Source organism: Microbispora siamensis (assembly GCF_016863095.1).
In the GTDB taxonomy this organism is placed as follows: Bacteria; Actinomycetota; Actinomycetes; order Streptosporangiales; family Streptosporangiaceae; genus Microbispora; species Microbispora siamensis.
Genome location: NZ_BOOF01000023.1, coordinates 1 through 19,029 on the forward strand (window position 1 = coordinate 1; position 19,029 = coordinate 19,029).

Below are 19,029 nucleotides of genomic sequence, written 5' to 3' on the forward strand. Positions count from 1 at the left end.
CCCGCCACTCGGGCGAGCCGGCCGCCGGGTCCTTGGCGAGGGCGGGATGGGTCAGCGCGGTCACGGCGTCCTCGTACCGCGTGATCAGCCACGCCTCGCAGCCGGGCAGCGGCACGCGGGTCACCGGGGCGTTCCGGCGCAGCCAGTCGTAGGCGGGGTAGGGGTCGGCGTCGAACGCCGGGCCGAACAGCGGGGGGATTGAGTCGGTCGACACGCGCCGTACGTACCCACCTCCGGCATGACGGAAAAGATTGGAATCTTTCTCGGCATGGCCTATTCGTGACACGGCTTCGTGACGCGGCGCGGATGCTTCATGGACACCGGGTGGAGACCGGGGGACCGCGCGACTGCGCGGCGCCGGGCGCCGGTTCCGGGCGGCGCGATCGGCGATCGCGGGCGCCGGCGTCGCGAGAGCCGGCTTCTGGCCGACGCACATCTTCTGACCTGGCACGATCGGTGTCATGAGCTCCGTTCCTCCCGGTTCCGGCTGGCCGGGCGACCCCGCGTGCCCGGACACCCCCGTCGCCCACGATGCCCACGAGGTCGCCAAACTGGCCGCAGAGAGCCGTACGCTGACCGAACTGACCGCCCGGCAGTCGGTGTGCCGCGCCTGCCCCCGCCTCGTCGAGTGGCGGGAGGAGGTCGCCGACGTCAAACGGCGGGCGTTCGCGGACGAGACCTACTGGGGCCGGCCGATCGCGGGGTGGGGCGACGAGACGCCGCACACGCTCATCGTGGGTCTGGCCCCCGCCGCGCACGGCGGCAACCGGACCGGCCGGATCTTCACCGGCGACCGCAGCGGCGACTGGCTGTTCGCGTCGCTGTACCGCACCGGGCTCGCCGCGCAGGAGACCAGCGTCCACGCGGGCGACGGGCAGCGGCTGATCGGCGCCCGGATGATGGCGGCGGTGCGGTGCGCGCCGCCCGCCAACAAGCCCACTCCGGAGGAGCGCGACACCTGCTTCCCCTGGCTCGCCAGGGAACTCGCGCTGGTGGCAGGCACGACCCGGGTGATCGTGGCGCTCGGCGGCTTCGCCTGGCAGGCGGTGTGGCCCGCGCTGCGCGAGGCCGGGTTCGCCCTGCCGCCCCGCAGGCCGCCGTTCGGCCACGCCGTGGAGGTGCCCGTCTCCTACGGCGCGGCTCCGGTCACGCTCATCGGCTGCTACCACCCGAGCCAGCAGAACACCTTCACCGGCCGGGTCACCGCGGACATGCTCGACGCGGTCTTCACCCGCGCCGCCGCCCTGGGGACGACGGACTTGTGAACCATTTCACAAGTGTGAAGTCGATCACGGAGGGAAGAACGCAGGAATTTTCCTGAGAAATGTCGTCAAGAGATGACTAAGTGGGGAAAATCACTGGACCTTTGGCCCTAGTGGGTTGGTGCGGTTGCCGACTCGTGACGTAGGCTTGTGAATGCTTTCACAAGCGTTGGGAGGCATCCGTGGCAGACCGCAACTGGAAGCACGTCGTCATCGTCGGCGGTGGGTACGTGGGCCTTTACACGGCTCTTCGTCTCCAGCGCACGCTCCGCCGGGAGCTGCGCGACGGCAGCGTGCGGATCACGCTCATCGACCCGCAGTCGTACATGACCTACCAGCCGTTCCTTCCCGAGGCGGCGGCCGGCAACATCTCGCCGCGCCACGTCGTGGCCCCGCTGCGCCGGGTGCTGCCCAAGGTGCGCATCCTCAACGGCAAGGTCTCCAAGGTGCACCACGAGGCGCGCACGCTGACCTTCGAGCCCGCCGCGGGCCAGTCGCGTGAGATCGAGTACGACGTCGTCGTCATGGCGGCCGGCTCGATCTCCCGTACGCTGCCGATCCCCGGCCTGGAGGACGCGGCCATCGGCTTCAAGACCGTCGGCGAGGCGATCGCGCTGCGCAACCGGGTCCTGGCCCTCCTCGACCGGGCCGAGTCGAGCGACGACGAGGACGTGCGCCGCCGCGCGCTGACCTTCGTCGTGGTCGGCGGCGGCTTCGCCGGCATCGAGGCCCTCGCCGAGCTCGAGGACATGACCGAGGACGCGATCAAGTACTACCCGAGCATCGACAAGAAGGACCTGCGCTGGGTCCTGATCGAGGCGTCCAACCGCATCCTGCCCGAGGTCGGCCCCGAGATGGGCGAGTGGACCGCCGAGCAGCTGCGCGAGCGCGGCATCGAGCTCAAGATGGAGACGTTCCTCCAGTCGTGCGAGGGCGGCCTGGTCAAGACCTCGGACGGCGACGAGTTCGAGTCGGCCACGATCGTCTGGACCGCCGGCGTCAAGGCGAGCCCGATCGTCAACTCCACCGACCTGCCGCTCGACGAGCGCGGCCGGATCAAGACCACGACGCGCCTGACCGTCGCGGGCGTCAAGGGCGCCTTCGCCGCCGGCGACATCGCGGGCGTGCCCGACGTGACCAACCCCGGCCAGTACTGCGCGCCCAACGCCCAGCACGCCGTACGGCAGTCGAAGGTCCTCGGCGACAACATCGCGGCGTACCTACGCGGAGAGAAGCTGCAGGACTACCGGCACAAGTACGCCGGGTCGGTCGCCGGGCTCGGCCTCTACCGGGGCGTCGCGAACGTCTACGGCGTGAAGCTGCGCGGCTTCCCGGCCTGGTTCATGCACCGGACCTACCACCTGTCGCGGGTGCCCACCCTCAACCGGAAGGTCCGCGTGGTGATGGACTGGACGCTGTCGCTGTTCTTCAAGCGCGAGACGATCTCTCTCGGCGAGATCGAGCACCCGCGCGACGAGTTCAGGGCGGCCGCGAAGAGCGGCCCCAAGCGCTGACCGCTCGGCGCGGACGGATCGACGGCACGACCCTCAGGACACGCACACGGCCCGGCGGCGCACCCCGCCGGGCCGTTGTGTGTTCCTGCGCTCTGACATGCTGGTGTGGTGGAGGGGGGAGTAGGTGCGGACGGTCTCCAGGACCTTGACCGGGTGGCGGCCAGAGGCGCCGTTCACGCGCTGTGGAAAGGGGGACAAGCCGCGTAAGACGTAACTTGCTTACAGAGGAGTGATCCGTGACATATGATCGCGGCGCCCCCGTAGCCCAATGGCAGAGGCAAGCCCCTTAAAAGGGCTGTGGTGTGGGTTCGAGTCCCACCGGGGGCACTGGGCGCCCGGCAGCGCACCTGCATCGACACGAGCGGGTTGCACGATGCCTTGGCGTCGAACTCGGCCCCGTTGCGCCGACGGCGTCCCCGAAGGTATAGCCCGTCATCGGAGAACCGCGGGCACGACCACCGGGGTCGGATGCCGAGTAGGCGACTCGGACCGCATCACCATGGCCGCTCCTCCTCGACTGGAGGGGCGGCTTCGCGTGTGCGACGAGGTTTGTGGGCGGCGCCACCCGCTGCCTGTTCCGGCATTGCGGTTCGGCCCGAGCGGCGAGCGGTGGCCGGCCGGTTCAGCCGCCGATGGCGGATATCGGAAGTCCCACCCTGACGGCCAATCGGTAGATCTTTTCGTTCTCTTTTGCCATAGAGAGCCCATGCTCGGATACATTCGTGCATGCGTTTCGTCCCTTTTGTCATGATTCTTGTGGCTTTGGTCACGGGCATCGCCTTGCCCGCGTCGGCCATCACCCATGGCTCGGTCGATAAGACCGCTCATCCGGAAGTGGGAGCCCTCATCGGCGAGAAGCCGGAAAGCGACGGCACGTGGTCGTACTGCACGGGCACCCTCATCTCCCCGACCGTCTTCCTCACGGCCGCCCACTGCGGTCAGGAGGGCCAGAAGACCGCCCGGGTCTCCTTCGCCAGCCACTACCAGCCCGGGGCGAAGCTCTACACCGGTCGCTACATTGCCGACGGCAGATACAGCGGCGATGCCCATGACATTGCCGTCGTGGTCTTCTCCGAGCCCGTCACCGGCATCACGCCGGCCAAGCTGCCCACTCTGGGCCTGCTCGACCAGCTCAAGGCCGACGGCACTCTGCAGACCGCGCGCTTCACCCCGGTCGGTTACGGCTCCGTGGACCCCACGAAGAAGCGGCACGGATGGCGGTACCACTACACCGACACGCGCAGCCAGACCTCCATCTCCTTCAAGCGCCTCGGCAGCAGGTGGCTCGACCTGGCGCCGAACCCCTCGCGGGGGGAGGGCGGAACCTGCTACGGCGACTCGGGTGGCCCCAACTACCTCGGAGGTCCCGACTCGAACCTGCTCGTGGCCACGACGATCAGCGGAGTGGACGACGCCTGTCGGACGACCAACGTCGACTACCGCCTGGACATCCCCGAGGTCCGGGATTTCCTCGGAGAGTTCGTCGCGCTTCCCTGATGGTTGGGGGTAGACGTGTACCCCCAATGGGGGTATGAATGGTGCATGCCTAAGATCAACGTGTACCTCCCGGACGATCTCGCGGAGGCGGTCAAGGAGGCGGCCCTGCCGGTGTCCGCGATCTGCCAGCGGGCGCTGGAACAGGCGGTCCGCCGGGTGACCGCCATCCGCGAGAGCATCCTCGGCGACTTCGAGATCGACGACCCCCGGCTGTCGCACTTCACGCCCAGGACCCGCGCCGTCTTCCGGCTGGCGCTGGAACGGGCCCGGGCCGAGGGCGCCTCCGGCATCGGCACCGAGCACCTGCTCGCCGCGATGCTGGCCGAGGGGCAGAACCTCGCCCTGCACGTCCTGCGGGCGATCGAGATCGAGCCCAGCCTGCTCGAGCGCGACCTCGCGAGCCGCAGCCCGTCCGCACCCGCCGCAGCGGCCGGCCCGGAGCAGTCCGGGGACGACGGGACGGGGAAGGACGGTCCGAGCCGGTTCGACGCGCCCGCGGCCAACGCCCTCGAACTGGCGGTCACCGAGGCCCATGCGCTGGGGCACAACTACATCGGGTGCGAGCACCTGCTGCTCGGCCTGGTCACGGAGCCCGACGGGATCGGCGGGCAGGTGCTGCGGGCACGGGGCGCAGAGCCCCGCCTCACGCGGCGCGCGGTCGTCGCGGCGCTCGCCGGCTACGTCCACCTCCGGGCGCAGGACGCCTCCGCATCCCAGGCCGCCTCCCAGAGCGCGGCCCAGGCCACCCCTCAGGCCGCCTCCCAGACCGCCGTGCAGGCCGTGGCGGCGGTCGTCCGTCAGGAGATCGCTCCGCTCCTGCAACGCGTCGAGCGCCTCGAGCGGCACGCCGGAGTCGCCGCATCCGCCGAGGACGACGCGTCGTGACCCGGCGCGTGCTGCTGGTCGCGACGGGCGACGTCATGGCGTACGCCCGTCACACCGGCCGCCCGGGGCTCGCGACGGCCGCCGACCTGCTGGCGGCCGTACCCGGGAATCTCGGCGTGGAGGTCGTGACCGAGGACGTCCAGGCCGAGCCGAGCTGGGACACCTCGCCCTCCACCATGCTGCGGCTGGCCCGGCGTGCCCGCACGGCCCTGCTCGACGAGGGATTCGACGGCGTGGTCGTCACCCACGGCCTGGACACGATCGAGGAGACGGCCTTCCTCACGGACCTACTGGCCGGGCCCGCCGCTCTCCGTGGCGGCATCGTGCTGACCGGCGCCGTACGAGGGCTGGACGAGCTGTCGAGCGACGGCCCGCGCAACCTCGCGTCGTCCCTGGTCGCCGCCGCGGATCCCGCGCTTCGCGGCGTCGGCGCGGTGGTCTGCGTGAACGACGAACTGCACGCGGCCCGCTGGGTCACGATGGCCGACGCGACGGGCGTGGCGGCACTCTCCTCCGTTCCCGCGCCGATCCTCGGCCGGGTGGCGGACGGCCGGGCAGAGATGACGGCGACGCCGCCGCCACGGCCCCCGGCGGCGCGGGGAGAGCCGGAGACGAACGTCGCACTGATCAAGACGTATCCGGAGATGGACCCCGTGCTCGTCACGTCCGTCGTGGACGCCGGAGCCAGGGGCGTCGTGCTGGAGGGCACCGGCGTCGGGAACATCCCGATCACCCTGTACGCGACTCTCAGCGAGCTGGCGGAGTGGGACATCCCCGTGGTGGTCACCTCGCGGTGCCGCACCCGGCCGGTCGCGCTGGAGGACCTGCCACTGGCCCTGGGGCTGGCCGCTAAGGTCGGCGCCATCGGGGCGCGCGGGCTGGCTCCGGTGAAGGCCCGGTACGCCCTGATGGTGGCGCTCGGTGGGGGCGGGCGGCGCGCCGTCCGCGACTGGTTCGCCCGCCTCTGACCGCCGTCAGGCACGTCGCTCGTTCACCGGCGCCGGGACGTCCTCCATCTGCGGTGGCTCGGCGTACGGGCCGGCGGCGGGGTGGACCGCGGTCTGCGAGGGCGCGGCGTCGGTGTTCGGCGGGCAGCCGGAGACCGGCAGGCACAGCACGAACATGGCGCCGCCGTACGGCGACTCGGCCGCCACCAGGGTGCCGCAGTGGGCGCGGGCGATGTCGCGGGCGATGGCCAGGCCGAGCCCGGTGCCCCCGCGGCCCCGGCTGCGTGCCGTGTCCGACCTGGCGAACCGCTCGAAGATCCGCTCCCGTTCGCACGCCGGGACGCCGGGACCGTCGTCGCTGACCCACAATTCGACGAAGCCGTCGTCGCGCCGGAGCCCGACCTCGACCACGCTCCTGGCGTGCCGCTGCGCGTTGTCGAGCAGGTTGGTCAGCAGACGGGCGAGGTGGCGCGGCGCGGCGTGCATCCTGACCCCGTCCGCCAGCCGAAGGCGCACCGGTATCCGGTCGGTCCGGCGGGCGACCTCATCCCTGACCAGCTCGGACACGTCCACGGGCTTGCGGCCCGGGGCCGTCGCCCCCACCTTCGCCAGCAGGAGCAGGTCGTCGATGATCGCTTCCAGCCGCTCCACGTCGAGCAGCGCGTCCCTGAGCAGCGACCGCAGATCGGTCTCGTCGGGGTGAAGCTGCGCTTCCTCCAGTTGCGTGCGCAGGCCGGCGAGCGGAGTGCGCAGTTCGTGGGAGGCGTCCGCGGCGAACTCGCGCTGCCGCCGCAGCGCCCGCTCGGTAGTGAGCTTCGCCTGCTCGATGCGGGCGAGCGTGCTGTTCACGGTGCGGGCGAGCCGCGCGATCTCGTCGTCCCCGGCCGGTACGGGCACCCGGGTGTCCAGGTCGTTCACGTTGACGGCGGCCAGGTCGCTGCGGATGGCCTCGACGGGGCGCAGGGTGCGTCCGGCCACCTTCCAGGTGGCCCAGGCGGTGAGCAGCACGAGCACGGCGACCTCCGCGGTGAAGAGCAGATCGAACATCGCGACGGGCGTGAAGCCGTCGATGGGGCGTCCCGCGTACACGACGGGGGAGTTGGGCCCCGGCATCACCCGCAGCGCCGACAGGCGCAGGCAGCCGATCCCGTCGTGCGCGCAGGCCTGCAGGTCCTGCATCGGATCCTCCTGGGACGGCCAGAAGGACGTCAGCGGGGGCATGCCCCGGGCCGCGGGCGACGCGGCGAGCACCCGCCGATTGGGAGACACCACCTGGACCAGGTCGATCCCGGCCACCTGCGGGGTGATGACGTTGCGGAAGTGGCCCGTACGCCACGCGGCGGCCGTGAGCGCCGCCTCCTGCCGGGCGTCGAGCCAGACCGCGGTGGAGAACGCCTGCCGGGCCAGGATGCTGCCCAGGATCCCGGTGGGGATCAGGAGCAGGGTGGCGAGCGCCGTGACGAGGACGGTGATGCGTCCCCGGATGGAATCAGGCCGGAACCTTCGCAATAGCGATGGGCCGCTGACGTTCATCGCCGTCCTCCTCGCGATGACATTCCACTGCGGCACCGGCGGCGGCTGAGCGACTCTGCGGCGTCGAAGTGACCGTCCGGACGGGCTGCCGTGCCTGTGTGGTTCGGAACGAGGCTCGCAACGGCAGGCGGAGTGGTCGCTGAGGCGTTCTGCCTGGTCAGGCCGCTACTTCTCGGCTCCGCACCACGCTAGCATCAGACTTGAAGTACTCAAGTAAAGGAACTGTTCAAGTTTGTTCTGCGATCGGCGTCGGCCGTTCTCATCCATCGGGCGAGGGCGGGAACTCGCCGGGAAGCCTGATCGTTGCCACTGTGGTGGAGTGGCGCTCCCCCTTGTAGGGGCACCACTCCTCGGGCACCATCCCCACTAGGCCGCGCAGCGGCTGATCGGTGAGTCGCGTCCTGGAGGAAGCGAATGGAGAGCAAGAACCCCATATTCAGTCGGCGCGGGGCGGCTGGTCAGCAGGCGTGGGCCGGTCCGGCGCCCAGCGTGCAGCAGCTGAACCAGATGTACGCCGCGCCCTCGTACGCTCCCCCCGCGGCGCGGGCCATGACCATCGACGACGTCGTGGTGCGGGGCTTCATGACCCTCGGCACGCTCGTCGTGTCGGCGGCCCTGGCCTGGTACTTCAACGTCGGCTGGGGACTGGCGGCGCCGGCGATGATCGTGGGCCTGATCCTCGGGCTCATCGTGTCGTTCAAGCAGAGCACCAACCCCGCGCTGATCCTCGGCTACTCCGTGTGCTACGGCGTCGCCATCGGCGTGCTGAGCCACATGTACGACGATGTCTACAACGGCATCGTCCTGCAGGCGGTGCTCGGCACGATGGTGGCCTTCGGCGGCACGCTGGCCGTGTACGCGCTGAAGATCTTCCGGCCGACTCCGAAGTTCGCCAAGTTCGTGATCGCCGCCGCGTTCGGAGCGGTCGGCCTGATGCTGATCAACTGGATCGCGGGCATCTTCGTCAGCGGCGGCCTGGGCCTGCGCACCGACAGCCCCATCGGCTGGGTCTTCAGCATCGGCATGATCCTGCTCGGCTGCTTCTTCCTGCTGCTCGACTTCAGCGAGATCGAGGCGGGGGTGCGGGCCGGCGTGCCGGAGCGCTACTCGTGGCTGATGGCGTTCGGCCTGACCCTGAGCCTCGTCTGGCTCTACCTGGAGATCCTCCGCTTCATCAGCTACTTCACGAACAACGACTAGCCGTACGAGCGAAAGGGGCGCCGTTCCTCCGGGAGCGGCGCCCCTTTGTCGCGCTATATCAGGATCCGGTGATCGGCGACGCAACTTTCGATCAACATCTTGTAACAAATCAATGCCGCTGAGGGCTTGTCAAGCGCGGACCGGTGATGCACTGTGACACAAAGCAGCCTTTTCCGTGGAGGTGCCCATGTCGTTGAACCACTCACCGGAGACCCAGAACAAGCTGATCGCCCGTGTCCCGTCCATAACCGGGCGCGACCTCCCAGAGTGGTTCGAAGCCATCGACAACGGCCCGTCGTTCCTACGCTGTGAAGAGCGGGCCAACTGGCTCGCCGACGAGCACGGGCTGAGCCACGGCTACGCCGCCGCGATCGTCCTCGAGCACGAACGGCGGCGTCGCTTCTAGACCGGAGCGCGGGAGGGGCAGTGACGTCCCGCGCAACAGCAGGCACAACTCAGCAGGCACAAAACAGCACGCACGAGCAGCGACTCACGAGCAGCATGCTGCCACAGTCCTGAGTGGCGTCCTGAGGCAGAACCGACGCGCCCGCACCGGTCCGGTGCGGGCGCATCATTGTTCTATGGATCTCGACAAGGCGCGTGAGTTCGTCAGGAACAACCACCGAGCGGTCATGCTGACCCGCTATCCGGACGGGCGGCCGCAGACCTCCCCGGTGACCGTCGGCTGCGACAAGGACGGCTACATCGTGATCAGCAGCCGCGAGACGGCCGTCAAGACCCGCAATCTGCGGGAGAACCCTCAGGTCGTGCTCACCGTGATGACCGACGCCTTCTACGGCGAGTGGATGCAGATCGAGGGCGTCGCCCACGTCGTCTCGCTGCCGGACGCGATGGAGCACCTGGTGCAGTACTACCGCGACATCAGCGGCGAGCACCCGGACTGGGACGACTACCGCGCCGCGATGATCCGGGACAAGCGAGTGATCATCCGGGTCGAGCCCACACGCGCGGGCCCCGACTTCCACGGCTGAGCCGGCCCCGCCGGTCCCGGCTCCGGCCGGGACCGGCGTGAATCCCTTCGCTCAGGACAGCCGCTCCAGCACCATCGCCATGCCCTGGCCGCCGCCGACGCACATCGTCTCCAGCCCGATCGACTTGTCGTGGAACCGGAGGCTGTTGACCAGCGTGGAGGTGATGCGGGCGCCGGTCATGCCGAACGGGTGGCCCACCGCGATCGCGCCACCGTTAACGTTGAGCCGCTCGATGTCGATGCCCAGTTCCTGGTAGGAGGGGATGACCTGGGCCGCGAACGCCTCGTTGATCTCGACCAGGTCGACGTCGCCGATCGACATGCCCGCACGGGCGAGAGCCTGCCGCGACGCCTCGATCGGGCCCAGCCCCATGATCTCGGGGGACAGGCCCGTGACGCCGGTCGACACGATCCGGGCGAGCGGCGTGATGCCCAGCTCGGCGGCCTTGGTGTCGCTCATGACGACCACAGCGGCGGCGCCGTCGTTCAGCGGGCAGCAGTTGCCCGCCGTCACCGTGCCGTCCGGCCGGAAGACCGGCTTGAGCTGCGAGACCGCCTCGTACGTCGTGCCGGCCCTGGGGCCGTCGTCCTTGCTCACCACGCTGCCGTCGGGGAGCGTCACCGGGGTGATGTCGCTCTCCCAGAAGCCGTTGGCGATGGCCTTCTCGGCGAGGTTCTGCGAGCGCACGCCGAACTCGTCCTGCTCGCGCCGCGAGACGCCCTTCAGGGCCGCGACGTTCTCGGCCGTCTGGCCCATGGCGATGTAGACGTCCGGCAGCGCGCCGTCCTCGCGCGGGTCGTGCCACACCGGCGCGCCGCCCTTCGCGGTCTCCTCCGTCCGCGCCTTCGCCTCGTCGAACAGCGGGTTCTGCGCCTGGGGCATGTCGGAGCTGCCGTTGGCGAAGCGGGAGACGGTCTCGACACCCGCCGAGATGAACACATCGCCCTCGCCGGCCTTGATGGCGTGGAACGCCATCCGGGTCGTCTGCAGGGAGGAGGAGCAGTAGCGGGTCACGGTGGTGCCCGGCACGTTGTCGAGCCCGAGCATCACCGCGACCACGCGTCCCAGGTTGTGGCCCTGCTCGCCGCCGGGAAGCCCACAGCCCAGCATGAGGTCGTCAACGTCGTTCGGGTCGAGCTGCGGCACCTTCGCCAGCGCGGCGCGGACCATCTGCACGGTCAGGTCGTCCGGGCGGATGTCCTTGAGTGACCCCTTGAAGGCGCGGCCGATCGGCGACCGCGCGGTCGCCACGATGACTGCCTCGGGCATGTGACTCTCCTGCCTGATCTCGTGCCCCTCCACCCAGGGTTCGGGGGGCCTCCTCCCCGGAGGTTACCCTTCGGTACGCCGCCCGCCACGCCCCGGGCCCCACTCACCAGAATTTTGTACTACTGCACAAGTCAATCAATCAGCCGTACATGCCGGGGGTGGTGGCGGTGCCGTCGTTGACGGCGTGGAGGCCGCCCTTCTCGTCGCGCCACAGGCGCCAGCCGTTCTGGCTGCCGGTGAACCAGGAGGGCGGCGCGGAGGAGGAGTCCTTGCGCTTGCCCGTGGCCAGGTCGAACTCGCACAGCGCCGCGATCGAGTAGAACCCGGGGATCATGCCGCGCAGCGGCAGCGGCTTGGGGTCGGTCACGCAGAACGACCAGCCGGTCGCGCCGCTCACCGGGGTCGGCTCGCCGGTGCTGAGGTCGAAGACCGAGCCGGGGGCGTCGCGCTTGAGGAAGCCGAGCTTGTTCATCTCGGGCGGGAAGGCCAGCCACCAGCCCGACCCGGGAACCTGGGTGGGCGTGATCTGCCCCAGGACCCGTCCGGTCTCGGCGTCGAGCCGGGCGAACCCGCCGTACTGGCCCTGCTCGTCCACCGGCCGGACGACCGGCGCGTACGCGGGGTTGCCACTGGGGTAGACGCGGACGACGGACGGCCGCATCCAGTCGACGGCGCCGTCGGCGAGACGCGCGGAGAACAGGCCGAAGGTCGACGTCTCTTTGGTCTCGGGGTTGGTGTACGGGGCGACGTATCCGATGATCTTGTCGCCCGTGGCGCCGAAGGCCCAGCCCCCGCTCAGGTCGACGTCGGGGCCGAGGGCCTGCTCGATCGGCAGTTGCCAGACGGTCTTGCCGTCCTTGATCGCGCGAGCCTCCAGCACCGGGTGGGAGGCGAGCCTGAGCAGGACGACCTTGGACGAGTCGGACCACTCGACCTCCGCGATGCCGGCCAGGCGCCACTTCACGGCGCCGTCGCGGGGGTCGAGGACCACGACGCGGGCGGACGAGAGCGCGGTGTCCTCGGAGACGCAGACGTACGGCCCGCAGCGCTGCGGCCCGAAGGTGGATCGCACGGGCCTGGTCCACTTCTGCTGCCCGGTGCGGGCGTCCCTGGCGACCAGCGCGGCGCCCTTGTGACCGGCCGCGGCGGGGTCGAGCGCGACCACCACGGCCTGCCCGCCGCCGGTCTCCACGGTCGCCGGAGCCTGCACCCCCATGCCGGGGAGCCGGCCCACCATCGTCGCGGGGTGTGCCCAGAGCCGGCGGCCGGTGGCGAGGTCGAGGACGACGGTCTCCAGGGAGCCGTCGGGCCGCATGGAGGTGGTGGCCGCGACGCCGCCTCCCGTGGTGGCCCGGCTGACCGCGTTCACCTGCGTGTTCTGCCAGGCCGGGTAGTCCTTGGCGGCCTCGTCGCCGCCGGAGCAGCCGGTGAGGGCGCCCCCGGTCAGCAGGGCGGTCGCGGCGAGCGCCAGAGCGGGTTTCACGTGGTTCAGCTGGGGCCGGATCATTTCGCTCCTACAGGGGGTGATGGCCCGGCCGCAGGAGGTAACCGGCTCTAGGCGTTCGGAAGCGGCCCGGGTCTCCGGCGGAGCAGTGCCGCCCACCGTCCGTGGGGGCCGAACGCCCGGCCGGCGACACGGGTCGCGGTGACCTCGGTGCCGGGTTCCTCCACGGCCATTGCGGCCAAGAGGTATTGCGATCCTTCGACGCGCACGGGTTCCGGCTCGGGCCACAACCCCAACGCGGCGCATACAGACGGTAGCACTGCGTACGCGGCTTGTAGGTAACCTCGGGCAGATGGATGGAAACGATCTGGTCCGAACATCTCGGCCGGGTTCGCGTCGAATTCGGGTCCGAGCAGGTCGGCGAACGCCACGGTGCGGCCGCCCGCCTCGACGACGGCGACCGTCTGGGCGGCGGCGAGCTGCCGCGACCAGCGCCGGGTGACCCATCGGAGCGGCTGGGCGATCGGACGCACGGTGCCCAGGTCGGGACAGGTCCCCACGACCACCTCCGCACCGGCCTCGCGCAGCCGGCGCACCGCCTTCTGCAGGTGCCGTACGGCCCGGGCCGGCAGGGTGGCCGTGGTCACGTCGTTGGCCCCCACGAAGACGACCGCGATCTCCGGCCGGGCCTCCAACGCGCGGTCCACCTGGGTGCCGAGGTCCACCGACGCCGCGCCCGACTGGCCGACCACGGTGAGGCGCACCGGACGCTCCGCCACCGCCGCGAGCCCGTACGCGATGCGGACGGCCGGGGTGTCCTCGGGGCGGGTCATGCCGAGGCCGACGGAGGTCGAGTCGCCGAGGACGGCCATCCGGATCGGCTCACCGGGGTAGGCGCCGTACACGCCGTCGGCCTGCGGGCCGTCGAGGCCGTGCGGCTGCCCCACGATGCGGCGGGCCACCATGGCCTCGGCCATCAGCAGGCCGTACGTGACCGCTCCCAGGGCCGTGAGCCCGCCTCCGCCCAGGGCGGCGGCGGTGGCGATACGCCGCGCGGCGCGCACCGCGCCGGACGTCCAGATCACCCGCCCCCCTCACGCTCACGGTACGGTTTGAAGAAGAAACTAGCCGAGTTCCGGCCACCCCTATCGGAACCCCGGCTGACGGCAGGCTGACAAGCTTCGGCAAACAAGGTGGTCATCGCGGTGCGCGTTCACGACTCGCTGGTGGAGCTGATGGGCAACACCCCGCTCGTCCGGCTGCGCAAGGTCACGGCGGGCGCGTCCGCCCAGGTCCTGGCCAAGGTGGAGTACTTCAACCCCGGCGGCTCGGTGAAGGACCGCATCGCGGTGCGGATGATCGAGGCGGCCGAGCGGAGCGGCGAGCTCAAGCCCGGCGGCACGATCGTCGAGCCGACCTCCGGCAACACCGGCGTGGGCCTGGCCATCGTGGCGCAGGAGAAGGGCTACCGCTGCCTGTTCGTCTGCCCGGACAAGGTCGCCCAGGACAAGATCAACGTGCTCCGGGCGTACGGCGCGGAGGTCGTCGTCTGCCCGACCGCCGTCTCGCCCGACCACCCCGACTCGTACTACTCGGTGTCGGACCGGCTGGCCCGCGAGATCCCGAACGCCTGGAAGCCCGACCAGTACTCCAACCCCGAGAACCCGGCGAGCCACTACCACTCCACCGGGCCGGAGATCTGGGAGCAGACCGAGGGCAGGATCACGCACTTCGTCGCCGGCATCGGCACCGGCGGGACGATCAGCGGGACCGGCAAGTACCTCAAGGAGGTCTCCGGCGGCCGGGTCAAGGTCATCGGCGCCGACCCCGTCGGTTCCGTCTACTCCGGCGGCACCGGCCGTCCCTACCTCGTGGAGGGCGTGGGCGAGGACATCTGGCCCGCGACGTACGACACCACGATCTGCGACGAGATCATCGCGGTCTCCGACAAGGACTCGTTCGGCATGACCCGCAGGCTCGCCCGCGAGGAGGCGCTGCTCGTCGGCGGTTCGTGCGGCATGGCCGTGGTGGCGGCCGTACGGGTCGCCCAGGCGGCCGGGCCGAACGACGTCGTGGTCGTGCTGCTGCCGGACGGCGGCCGCGGCTACCTGTCGAAGATCTTCAACGACGAGTGGATGGCCGACTACGGCTTCCTCACCACGGCGAGCGAGGAGGGCCTGGTCGGCGACGTGCTGGGGCGCAAGACGCCGGGGCTGCCCGAGTTCGTCCACGTCCACCCGCACGAGTCCGTCGGCACCGCGATCTCGATCATGCGGGAGTACAACGTCTCGCAGCTTCCGGTCATGAAGGAGGAGCCGCCGGTCATGGCGGCCGAGGTCATCGGCTCGATCGTGGAGCGCGACCTGCTGGAGGGCCTCTACCGCGGCCGGGTGCGGTCCGAGGACGAGATCGGCGGCCACATGTCCGCGCCGCTGCCCATGATCGGATCAGGTGAGCCGGTGGCCCGGGCGGTCGAGGCGCTGGAGAAGGCCGACGCCGCCGTGGTCCTCGACGACGGCAAGCCGGTGGGCATGGTCACCCGCCAGGACCTGCTGGCCTTCCTCGCCAACCACTGAGTTCGGATCACGCTGTCGCGCGTTCGCCTACGTCGGCTCAATGTGCCGTGGGGGCCGCCCTGCCCTGTCGTCCAGGGTGGCGAGGAAGCTCTCGGCCGCGTCCTGCACCCGGACCCGGTCGCCGGTGGCGAGCAGATCGAGCAGCAGCCCGCGGATCGTCGCGATCACGAGTGTGGCCGTGCGCGCCGCCGTCGCCGGGTCGACGTCCGGTCCTTGCGCGTCGCACAGGGCGCCCATCCAGTCGGCCACGACGTGCTCCAGGAAGTCCGCGAACTGCTGCGGCGACTGGAGAGCGCGTCCATAGACCGCGAAGAAGAGCCTGAACTCCGCCCACCGCCGTGGGTCGGAGGTCCGCGTCCAGACCGCGCGCGCCGCCGTCGCCAGGTCGGGCCGGTCGCCGGCCGCTTCATGTCCACCGCGATCGGCTTCGCACGCGCGAAAGGCGCCGCCGCCTACGTGGGCGACGGCGCCAACCGCTGGCCGTCCGTCCACCGCGACGACGCCGCCCGCCTGTTCCGCCTCGCACTCGAATCCGCACCGCCCGGATCGGTCCTGCACGCCGTCGGCGACGAAGGCGTACCGATCCGCGAGGTCGCCGAGGTCTTCGCCGCACACCTCGGCATCCCCGCCGTCTCCGTCAGCCCCGAGCAGGCCCAGGACTACGTCGGCTGGCTCGGCGGCTTCTGGGGAGTCGACGGCCCCGCGTCGGCCCAGATCACCCGCGACCTGCTCGGCTGGCAGCCCACCCGCCCAGGTCTGATCGCCGACCTGAAGGAGGGCCACTACTTCGCCTGATCACCTGCCGACGCGCCGCCCGCCGGGACCAGGGGGGCCGGGCGGCTACGCTCGACCCCATGAACCATGGTTTCGAGACGCTGGCCATCCACGCGGGCCAGGAGCCGGACCCGCACACGGGCGCCGTCGTTCCTCCCATATACGCCGTGTCCACCTACAAGCAGGACGGCGTGGGCGGCCTGCGGGCGGGATACGAGTACAGCCGGTCGGCCAACCCGACCAGGACCGCACTCGAGGAGGCGCTGGCCGCCGTCGAGGGGGGCGTGCGCGGGCTGGCCTTCGCGTCAGGCCTGGCCGCCGAGGACACGCTGCTGCGGACCGTCTGCAAGCCCGGCGACCACGTGGTGATCCCCGACGACGCGTACGGCGGGACCTACCGGTTGTTCTCCCGGGTGCTGGAGCCGTGGGGGGTCTCCTTCGACCCGGTGCCGCTCGGCGACCTGGACGCGGTGCGCGCCGCCGTACGGCCGTCCACGAAGGCGATCTGGGTGGAGACGCCCACGAATCCCCTGCTGAACGTGGCGGACATCGCCGCGCTGGCGGACGTCGCGCACGACGGGGGCGCGGTGCTCGTGGTCGACAACACCTTCGCCTCGCCATACCTGCAGCAGCCGCTCAGCCTGGGGGCCGACGTTGTAGTCCACTCGACGACCAAGTACGTCGGCGGCCACTCCGACGTGGTCGGCGGGGCGCTGGTGACGCGCTCGGCGGACCTCGGCGAGCGGCTGGCCTACCACCAGAACGCCATGGGCGCGGTGGCCGGGCCGTTCGACTCCTGGCTCACGCTGCGCGGCCTCAAGACGCTGGGCGTGCGCATGGACCGGCACTGCGACAACGCCGAGCGCGTGGTCGACCTGCTGCTGTCGCACCCGAAGGTCGTCCAGGTCCTCTATCCGGGCCTGCCCGAGCACCCCGGTCACGAGGTCGCGGCCAAGCAGATGCGGCGCTTCGGCGGCATGGTGTCGTTCCGGGTCGAGGGCGGCGAGGAGGCGGCCGTCGAGATCTGCAACCGCGCCAAGCTGTTCACGCTCGGGGAGTCGCTCGGCGGCGTCGAGTCGCTGATCGAGCACCCCGGCCGGATGACCCACGCGTCGGCCGCCGGGTCGCCGCTGGAGGTCCCCGCCGACCTGGTCCGTCTGTCGGTCGGCATCGAGACCGTCGACGACCTGCTCGCCGACCTCTCCGAGGCACTCGGCTGAGGACTGTTCAACGCCCACTCCGCGCTGCTTTCTAGCGGGCGCTCCGCGCCGGGGCCGTACGCTCCGGCGCGGAGGCGCGGGCGGGAGCGACCCACCGTTCGCACAGCAGGGCGGCGAGCGCCGCGGCGGTCAGGACGGCGCCCGCCACGGTCACGCTGCGGACGCCCGAGTGGTCGATGAGCGCGCCGCCGAGCAGCGACCCGCCCGCGATGCCGATGTTGAAGGCCGAGCCGCTGCCGGCCGAGGCGATGTCGGTGCTGCCCGGGGCCACCTGCAGCGCGCGGCTCGCGATGGCCGCCGCCAGCGCGCTGAAGGACATGCCCGTCACGCAGAGGGCCACCACCGCCACCGGGTGCAGGGCGCCGAAGAAGTAGAGGGCGAGCAGCGCGCACGTGATGAGGGCCAGCGGCCCGACCAGCGCCATCCTGGGCCGGCTGTCGAGCAGCCGGCCGACCACGATCGTCCCGGCGACCCCGGAGATCCCGGACGCGAGGAGCAGCGGGCTGAGCGCGGCCGGTGCGAAACCGCCGAAGTCCAGCAGGAACGGCGTGATGTAGGTGTACGCCGTGAGATAGCCGCCCACACCGATCACGGTGGCGACGATGAGCAGCGCGTAGCGCCGGGCGTCCGGGGTGGCGCCCCGGCCCGGCTCGTGGCCGTCGGAGCCGTCGCCTGCCTGCCGCCGGCCGGGCATCAGCGTCGCCACGGTGACGCACGTGATGAGGCCGACGGCAGCGGCCAGGGCGAACGCGGTCCGCCAGCCGACCTGCTGGCCGAGCCAGGTGCCCACAGGGACGCCGAGGACGGGCCCGAGGGAGCTGCCGATCGACATCCGGGCGATCGCGCGACCCCGGATCTCCGGGGGGAACATCGCCGCCGCGGCCGGGGTCGCGACCGACCAGAACAGCGCCTGGGTGGCCGCGACCAGCAGCCGCCCGCCCAGCAGCACCGGGTAGTTCGGCGCCACGGCGGTCAGCAGCATCCCCGCGACGAACACGCCGAGCGTGACGGTGAGCAACCTGCGCCGCGGCACCCGCTGGGTCAGCCGGGTGAGCGGCAGCGACGCCAGCACCACGACCGCGGCGTACCCCGTGACCAGCAGGCCCGTCTCGGACGGCGACCGGTCCAGGTCGGCCGCCATGACCGTGAGCAGCCCGATGGGGAGGACCTCGGCGGTGACGTAGGTGAAGGCCCCGACGGCGAGGGCGGCCAGCGCCCACGCCGCCCGGCGTTGCGTCGTAAGGTGCACCCGCTCCTCTTTCCCCCGTTTCCGGCCAAAGACGTTCTACCGGACATTCGAGGAAAAGCGGGAATCTCCCTCTCAGGGGTTGAAGAAGACCATCAGGAACAGGATGACGAGCCAGATCAGGGCGCTGATGCCGCCGAGCGCGGCGATCCGCCCGGTCTGCACCTTGGCGTCGTCCTCGGTCGACTCGCTGGACAGCGCCGCGATGGCCGTACGCTGGTCACGCTCGACGATCACCAGCAGGACGGCCGCCACGACGAACAGCGTCATCGACACCGACAGGTAGGGCGCGCCGAGCGCGCTGCGGCCCAGCAGCACGCCGAACAGGAAGACCCCGATCGTGAGCAGGCCGAACAGCCGGGTCGCGCGGTGCAGATACCGCAGCACCGCGACATCCCTGGCCCGGATGTAGCGCGGTGTGACGCTCGTGACCGCCGTGAGCGGACCGAGTGCGAAGATCGCGAACCCTATGTGCAGCCACAGCAGGAAATGGTCGAGAGGCGACATGGGCAGAGGCTATCGCCTGGCCGACGGGCCCCGCAGTCGCCGGACCCGCTCGCCGCGGGCGCGTCGGACGCCGGGGCGTTGAGGAACTACTTCCGGCGACGGGGGCGGTTGTGGACCGCCATCTCGTACAGCACTCCGGTGAGGATCATGAGAACGATGAGGC

General features: G+C 71.0%; 18 protein-coding genes, 1 tRNA gene and 1 pseudogene. 12 read left to right on the top strand and 8 right to left on the bottom strand.

Annotated elements, in window-relative coordinates:
- Positions 1–214: pseudogene (locus Msi02_RS19550) on the bottom strand (cytochrome P450); the annotation flags it as partial.
- A 247-nt stretch (positions 215–461) separates the two neighbouring features.
- Here Msi02_RS19550 and Msi02_RS19555 point away from each other — a divergent pair.
- From Msi02_RS19555 to Msi02_RS19580, 6 genes are all read left to right on the top strand, one after another.
- Positions 462–1,265 carry a uracil-DNA glycosylase gene (locus Msi02_RS19555; protein ID WP_204049686.1) on the top strand — a complete coding sequence of 268 codons (804 nt, stop codon included), beginning with the start codon at positions 462–464 and terminating at the stop codon, positions 1,263–1,265.
- 179 nt (positions 1,266–1,444) lie between these two features.
- The gene (locus Msi02_RS19560; protein WP_079315692.1) at positions 1,445–2,776 is read left to right on the top strand and encodes an NAD(P)/FAD-dependent oxidoreductase; all 1,332 of its coding nucleotides are present in this window, start codon (positions 1,445–1,447) and stop codon (positions 2,774–2,776) included.
- 254 nt (positions 2,777–3,030) lie between these two features.
- A tRNA-Leu gene (locus tag Msi02_RS19565) sits at positions 3,031–3,103 on the top strand.
- Positions 3,104–3,610: 507 nt separating this feature from the next.
- Complete coding sequence (locus tag Msi02_RS19570) at positions 3,611–4,273, top strand: trypsin-like serine protease (RefSeq protein ID WP_204049687.1); 663 nt, start codon at positions 3,611–3,613, stop codon at positions 4,271–4,273.
- Positions 4,274–4,318: 45 nt separating this feature from the next.
- Entirely contained in the window at positions 4,319–5,158 is an 840-nt protein-coding gene (locus Msi02_RS19575; protein ID WP_204049688.1) for a Clp protease N-terminal domain-containing protein, read from the top strand.
- The gene (locus Msi02_RS19580; RefSeq protein ID WP_204049689.1) at positions 5,155–6,126 is read left to right on the top strand and encodes an asparaginase; all 972 of its coding nucleotides are present in this window, start codon (positions 5,155–5,157) and stop codon (positions 6,124–6,126) included. Before Msi02_RS19575 ends, Msi02_RS19580 begins: the two co-directional genes overlap by 4 nt.
- Before the next feature lie 6 nt (positions 6,127–6,132).
- On the opposite strand, the gene Msi02_RS19585 is transcribed toward Msi02_RS19580, so the two are convergent.
- Entirely contained in the window at positions 6,133–7,638 is a 1,506-nt protein-coding gene (locus tag Msi02_RS19585; protein WP_204049690.1) for a HAMP domain-containing sensor histidine kinase, read from the bottom strand.
- Positions 7,639–8,052: 414 nt separating this feature from the next.
- Between Msi02_RS19585 and Msi02_RS19590 the strand changes: the two genes are divergently transcribed.
- The 3 genes from Msi02_RS19590 to Msi02_RS19600 all read left to right on the top strand — a co-directional run bounded on the left by Msi02_RS19590 (position 8,053) and on the right by Msi02_RS19600 (position 9,830).
- A complete protein-coding gene (locus Msi02_RS19590) occupies positions 8,053–8,838 on the top strand; it encodes a Bax inhibitor-1/YccA family protein (RefSeq protein WP_204049691.1) in 786 nt (261 codons plus the stop codon).
- A gap of 187 nt (positions 8,839–9,025) precedes the next feature.
- Entirely contained in the window at positions 9,026–9,244 is a 219-nt protein-coding gene (locus Msi02_RS19595; protein ID WP_079315686.1) for a DUF4287 domain-containing protein, read from the top strand.
- 175 nt (positions 9,245–9,419) lie between these two features.
- A complete protein-coding gene (locus Msi02_RS19600) occupies positions 9,420–9,830 on the top strand; it encodes a PPOX class F420-dependent oxidoreductase (RefSeq protein ID WP_079315685.1) in 411 nt (136 codons plus the stop codon).
- A gap of 51 nt (positions 9,831–9,881) precedes the next feature.
- On the opposite strand, the gene Msi02_RS19605 is transcribed toward Msi02_RS19600, so the two are convergent.
- The 3 genes from Msi02_RS19605 to Msi02_RS19615 all read right to left on the bottom strand — a co-directional run bounded on the left by Msi02_RS19605 (position 9,882) and on the right by Msi02_RS19615 (position 13,628).
- Positions 9,882–11,099: an acetyl-CoA C-acetyltransferase gene (locus Msi02_RS19605; RefSeq protein ID WP_079315684.1), complete on the bottom strand. Its 1,218-nt coding sequence runs from the start codon at positions 11,097–11,099 to the stop codon at positions 9,882–9,884.
- 139 nt (positions 11,100–11,238) lie between these two features.
- Complete coding sequence (locus Msi02_RS19610) at positions 11,239–12,606, bottom strand: outer membrane protein assembly factor BamB family protein (protein WP_204049692.1); 1,368 nt, start codon at positions 12,604–12,606, stop codon at positions 11,239–11,241.
- A 47-nt stretch (positions 12,607–12,653) separates the two neighbouring features.
- Positions 12,654–13,628, bottom strand: a complete 975-nt coding sequence (locus Msi02_RS19615; protein WP_239108538.1) for an SGNH/GDSL hydrolase family protein — start codon at positions 13,626–13,628, stop codon at positions 12,654–12,656.
- Positions 13,629–13,748: 120 nt separating this feature from the next.
- Here Msi02_RS19615 and Msi02_RS19620 point away from each other — a divergent pair, with 120 nt between their 5' ends.
- On the top strand, positions 13,749–15,119 hold the full coding sequence (locus tag Msi02_RS19620) for a cystathionine beta-synthase (protein WP_204049693.1): 1,371 nt from the start codon (positions 13,749–13,751) through the stop codon (positions 15,117–15,119).
- Between the two features lie 27 nt (positions 15,120–15,146).
- Here Msi02_RS19620 and Msi02_RS19625 read toward each other — a convergent pair whose 3' ends face one another.
- Complete coding sequence (locus Msi02_RS19625; protein WP_204049694.1) at positions 15,147–15,368, bottom strand: hypothetical protein; 222 nt, start codon at positions 15,366–15,368, stop codon at positions 15,147–15,149.
- A gap of 159 nt (positions 15,369–15,527) precedes the next feature.
- Between Msi02_RS19625 and Msi02_RS19630 the strand changes: the two genes are divergently transcribed.
- Both Msi02_RS19630 and Msi02_RS19635 read left to right on the top strand, forming a co-directional pair.
- A complete protein-coding gene (locus tag Msi02_RS19630) occupies positions 15,528–15,914 on the top strand; it encodes a Rossmann-fold NAD(P)-binding domain-containing protein (RefSeq protein WP_204049695.1) in 387 nt (128 codons plus the stop codon).
- 59 nt (positions 15,915–15,973) lie between these two features.
- A complete protein-coding gene (locus tag Msi02_RS19635) occupies positions 15,974–17,113 on the top strand; it encodes a cystathionine gamma-synthase (protein WP_204049696.1) in 1,140 nt (379 codons plus the stop codon).
- Between the two features lie 31 nt (positions 17,114–17,144).
- On the opposite strand, the gene Msi02_RS19640 is transcribed toward Msi02_RS19635, so the two are convergent.
- Both Msi02_RS19640 and Msi02_RS19645 read right to left on the bottom strand, forming a co-directional pair.
- The gene (locus Msi02_RS19640) at positions 17,145–18,362 is read right to left on the bottom strand and encodes an MFS transporter (protein WP_204049697.1); all 1,218 of its coding nucleotides are present in this window, start codon (positions 18,360–18,362) and stop codon (positions 17,145–17,147) included.
- Positions 18,363–18,434: 72 nt separating this feature from the next.
- Entirely contained in the window at positions 18,435–18,866 is a 432-nt protein-coding gene (locus Msi02_RS19645; protein WP_079315678.1) for a hypothetical protein, read from the bottom strand.
- Between the last annotated feature and the right edge of the window lie 163 nt (positions 18,867–19,029).

What these genes read in the sequence shown, in the direction of transcription:
- Msi02_RS19555 (WP_204049686.1), top strand. Translation starts at nt 462, where the DNA reads ATGAGCTCCGTTCCTCCCGGTTCCGGCTGGCCGGGCGACCCCGCGTGC.
- Msi02_RS19575 (WP_204049688.1), top strand. Translation starts at nt 4,319, where the DNA reads ATGCCTAAGATCAACGTGTACCTCCCGGACGATCTCGCGGAGGCGGTC.
- Msi02_RS19585 (WP_204049690.1), bottom strand. Translation starts at nt 7,638, where the DNA reads ATGAACGTCAGCGGCCCATCGCTATTGCGAAGGTTCCGGCCTGATTCC.
- Msi02_RS19590 (WP_204049691.1), top strand. Translation starts at nt 8,053, where the DNA reads ATGGAGAGCAAGAACCCCATATTCAGTCGGCGCGGGGCGGCTGGTCAG.
- Msi02_RS19595 (WP_079315686.1), top strand. Translation starts at nt 9,026, where the DNA reads ATGTCGTTGAACCACTCACCGGAGACCCAGAACAAGCTGATCGCCCGT.
- Msi02_RS19600 (WP_079315685.1), top strand. Translation starts at nt 9,420, where the DNA reads ATGGATCTCGACAAGGCGCGTGAGTTCGTCAGGAACAACCACCGAGCG.
- Msi02_RS19605 (WP_079315684.1), bottom strand. Translation starts at nt 11,099, where the DNA reads ATGCCCGAGGCAGTCATCGTGGCGACCGCGCGGTCGCCGATCGGCCGC.
- Msi02_RS19610 (WP_204049692.1), bottom strand. Translation starts at nt 12,606, where the DNA reads ATGATCCGGCCCCAGCTGAACCACGTGAAACCCGCTCTGGCGCTCGCC.
- Msi02_RS19630 (WP_204049695.1), top strand. Translation starts at nt 15,528, where the DNA reads ATGTCCACCGCGATCGGCTTCGCACGCGCGAAAGGCGCCGCCGCCTAC.
- Msi02_RS19635 (WP_204049696.1), top strand. Translation starts at nt 15,974, where the DNA reads ATGAACCATGGTTTCGAGACGCTGGCCATCCACGCGGGCCAGGAGCCG.
- Msi02_RS19645 (WP_079315678.1), bottom strand. Translation starts at nt 18,866, where the DNA reads ATGTCGCCTCTCGACCATTTCCTGCTGTGGCTGCACATAGGGTTCGCG.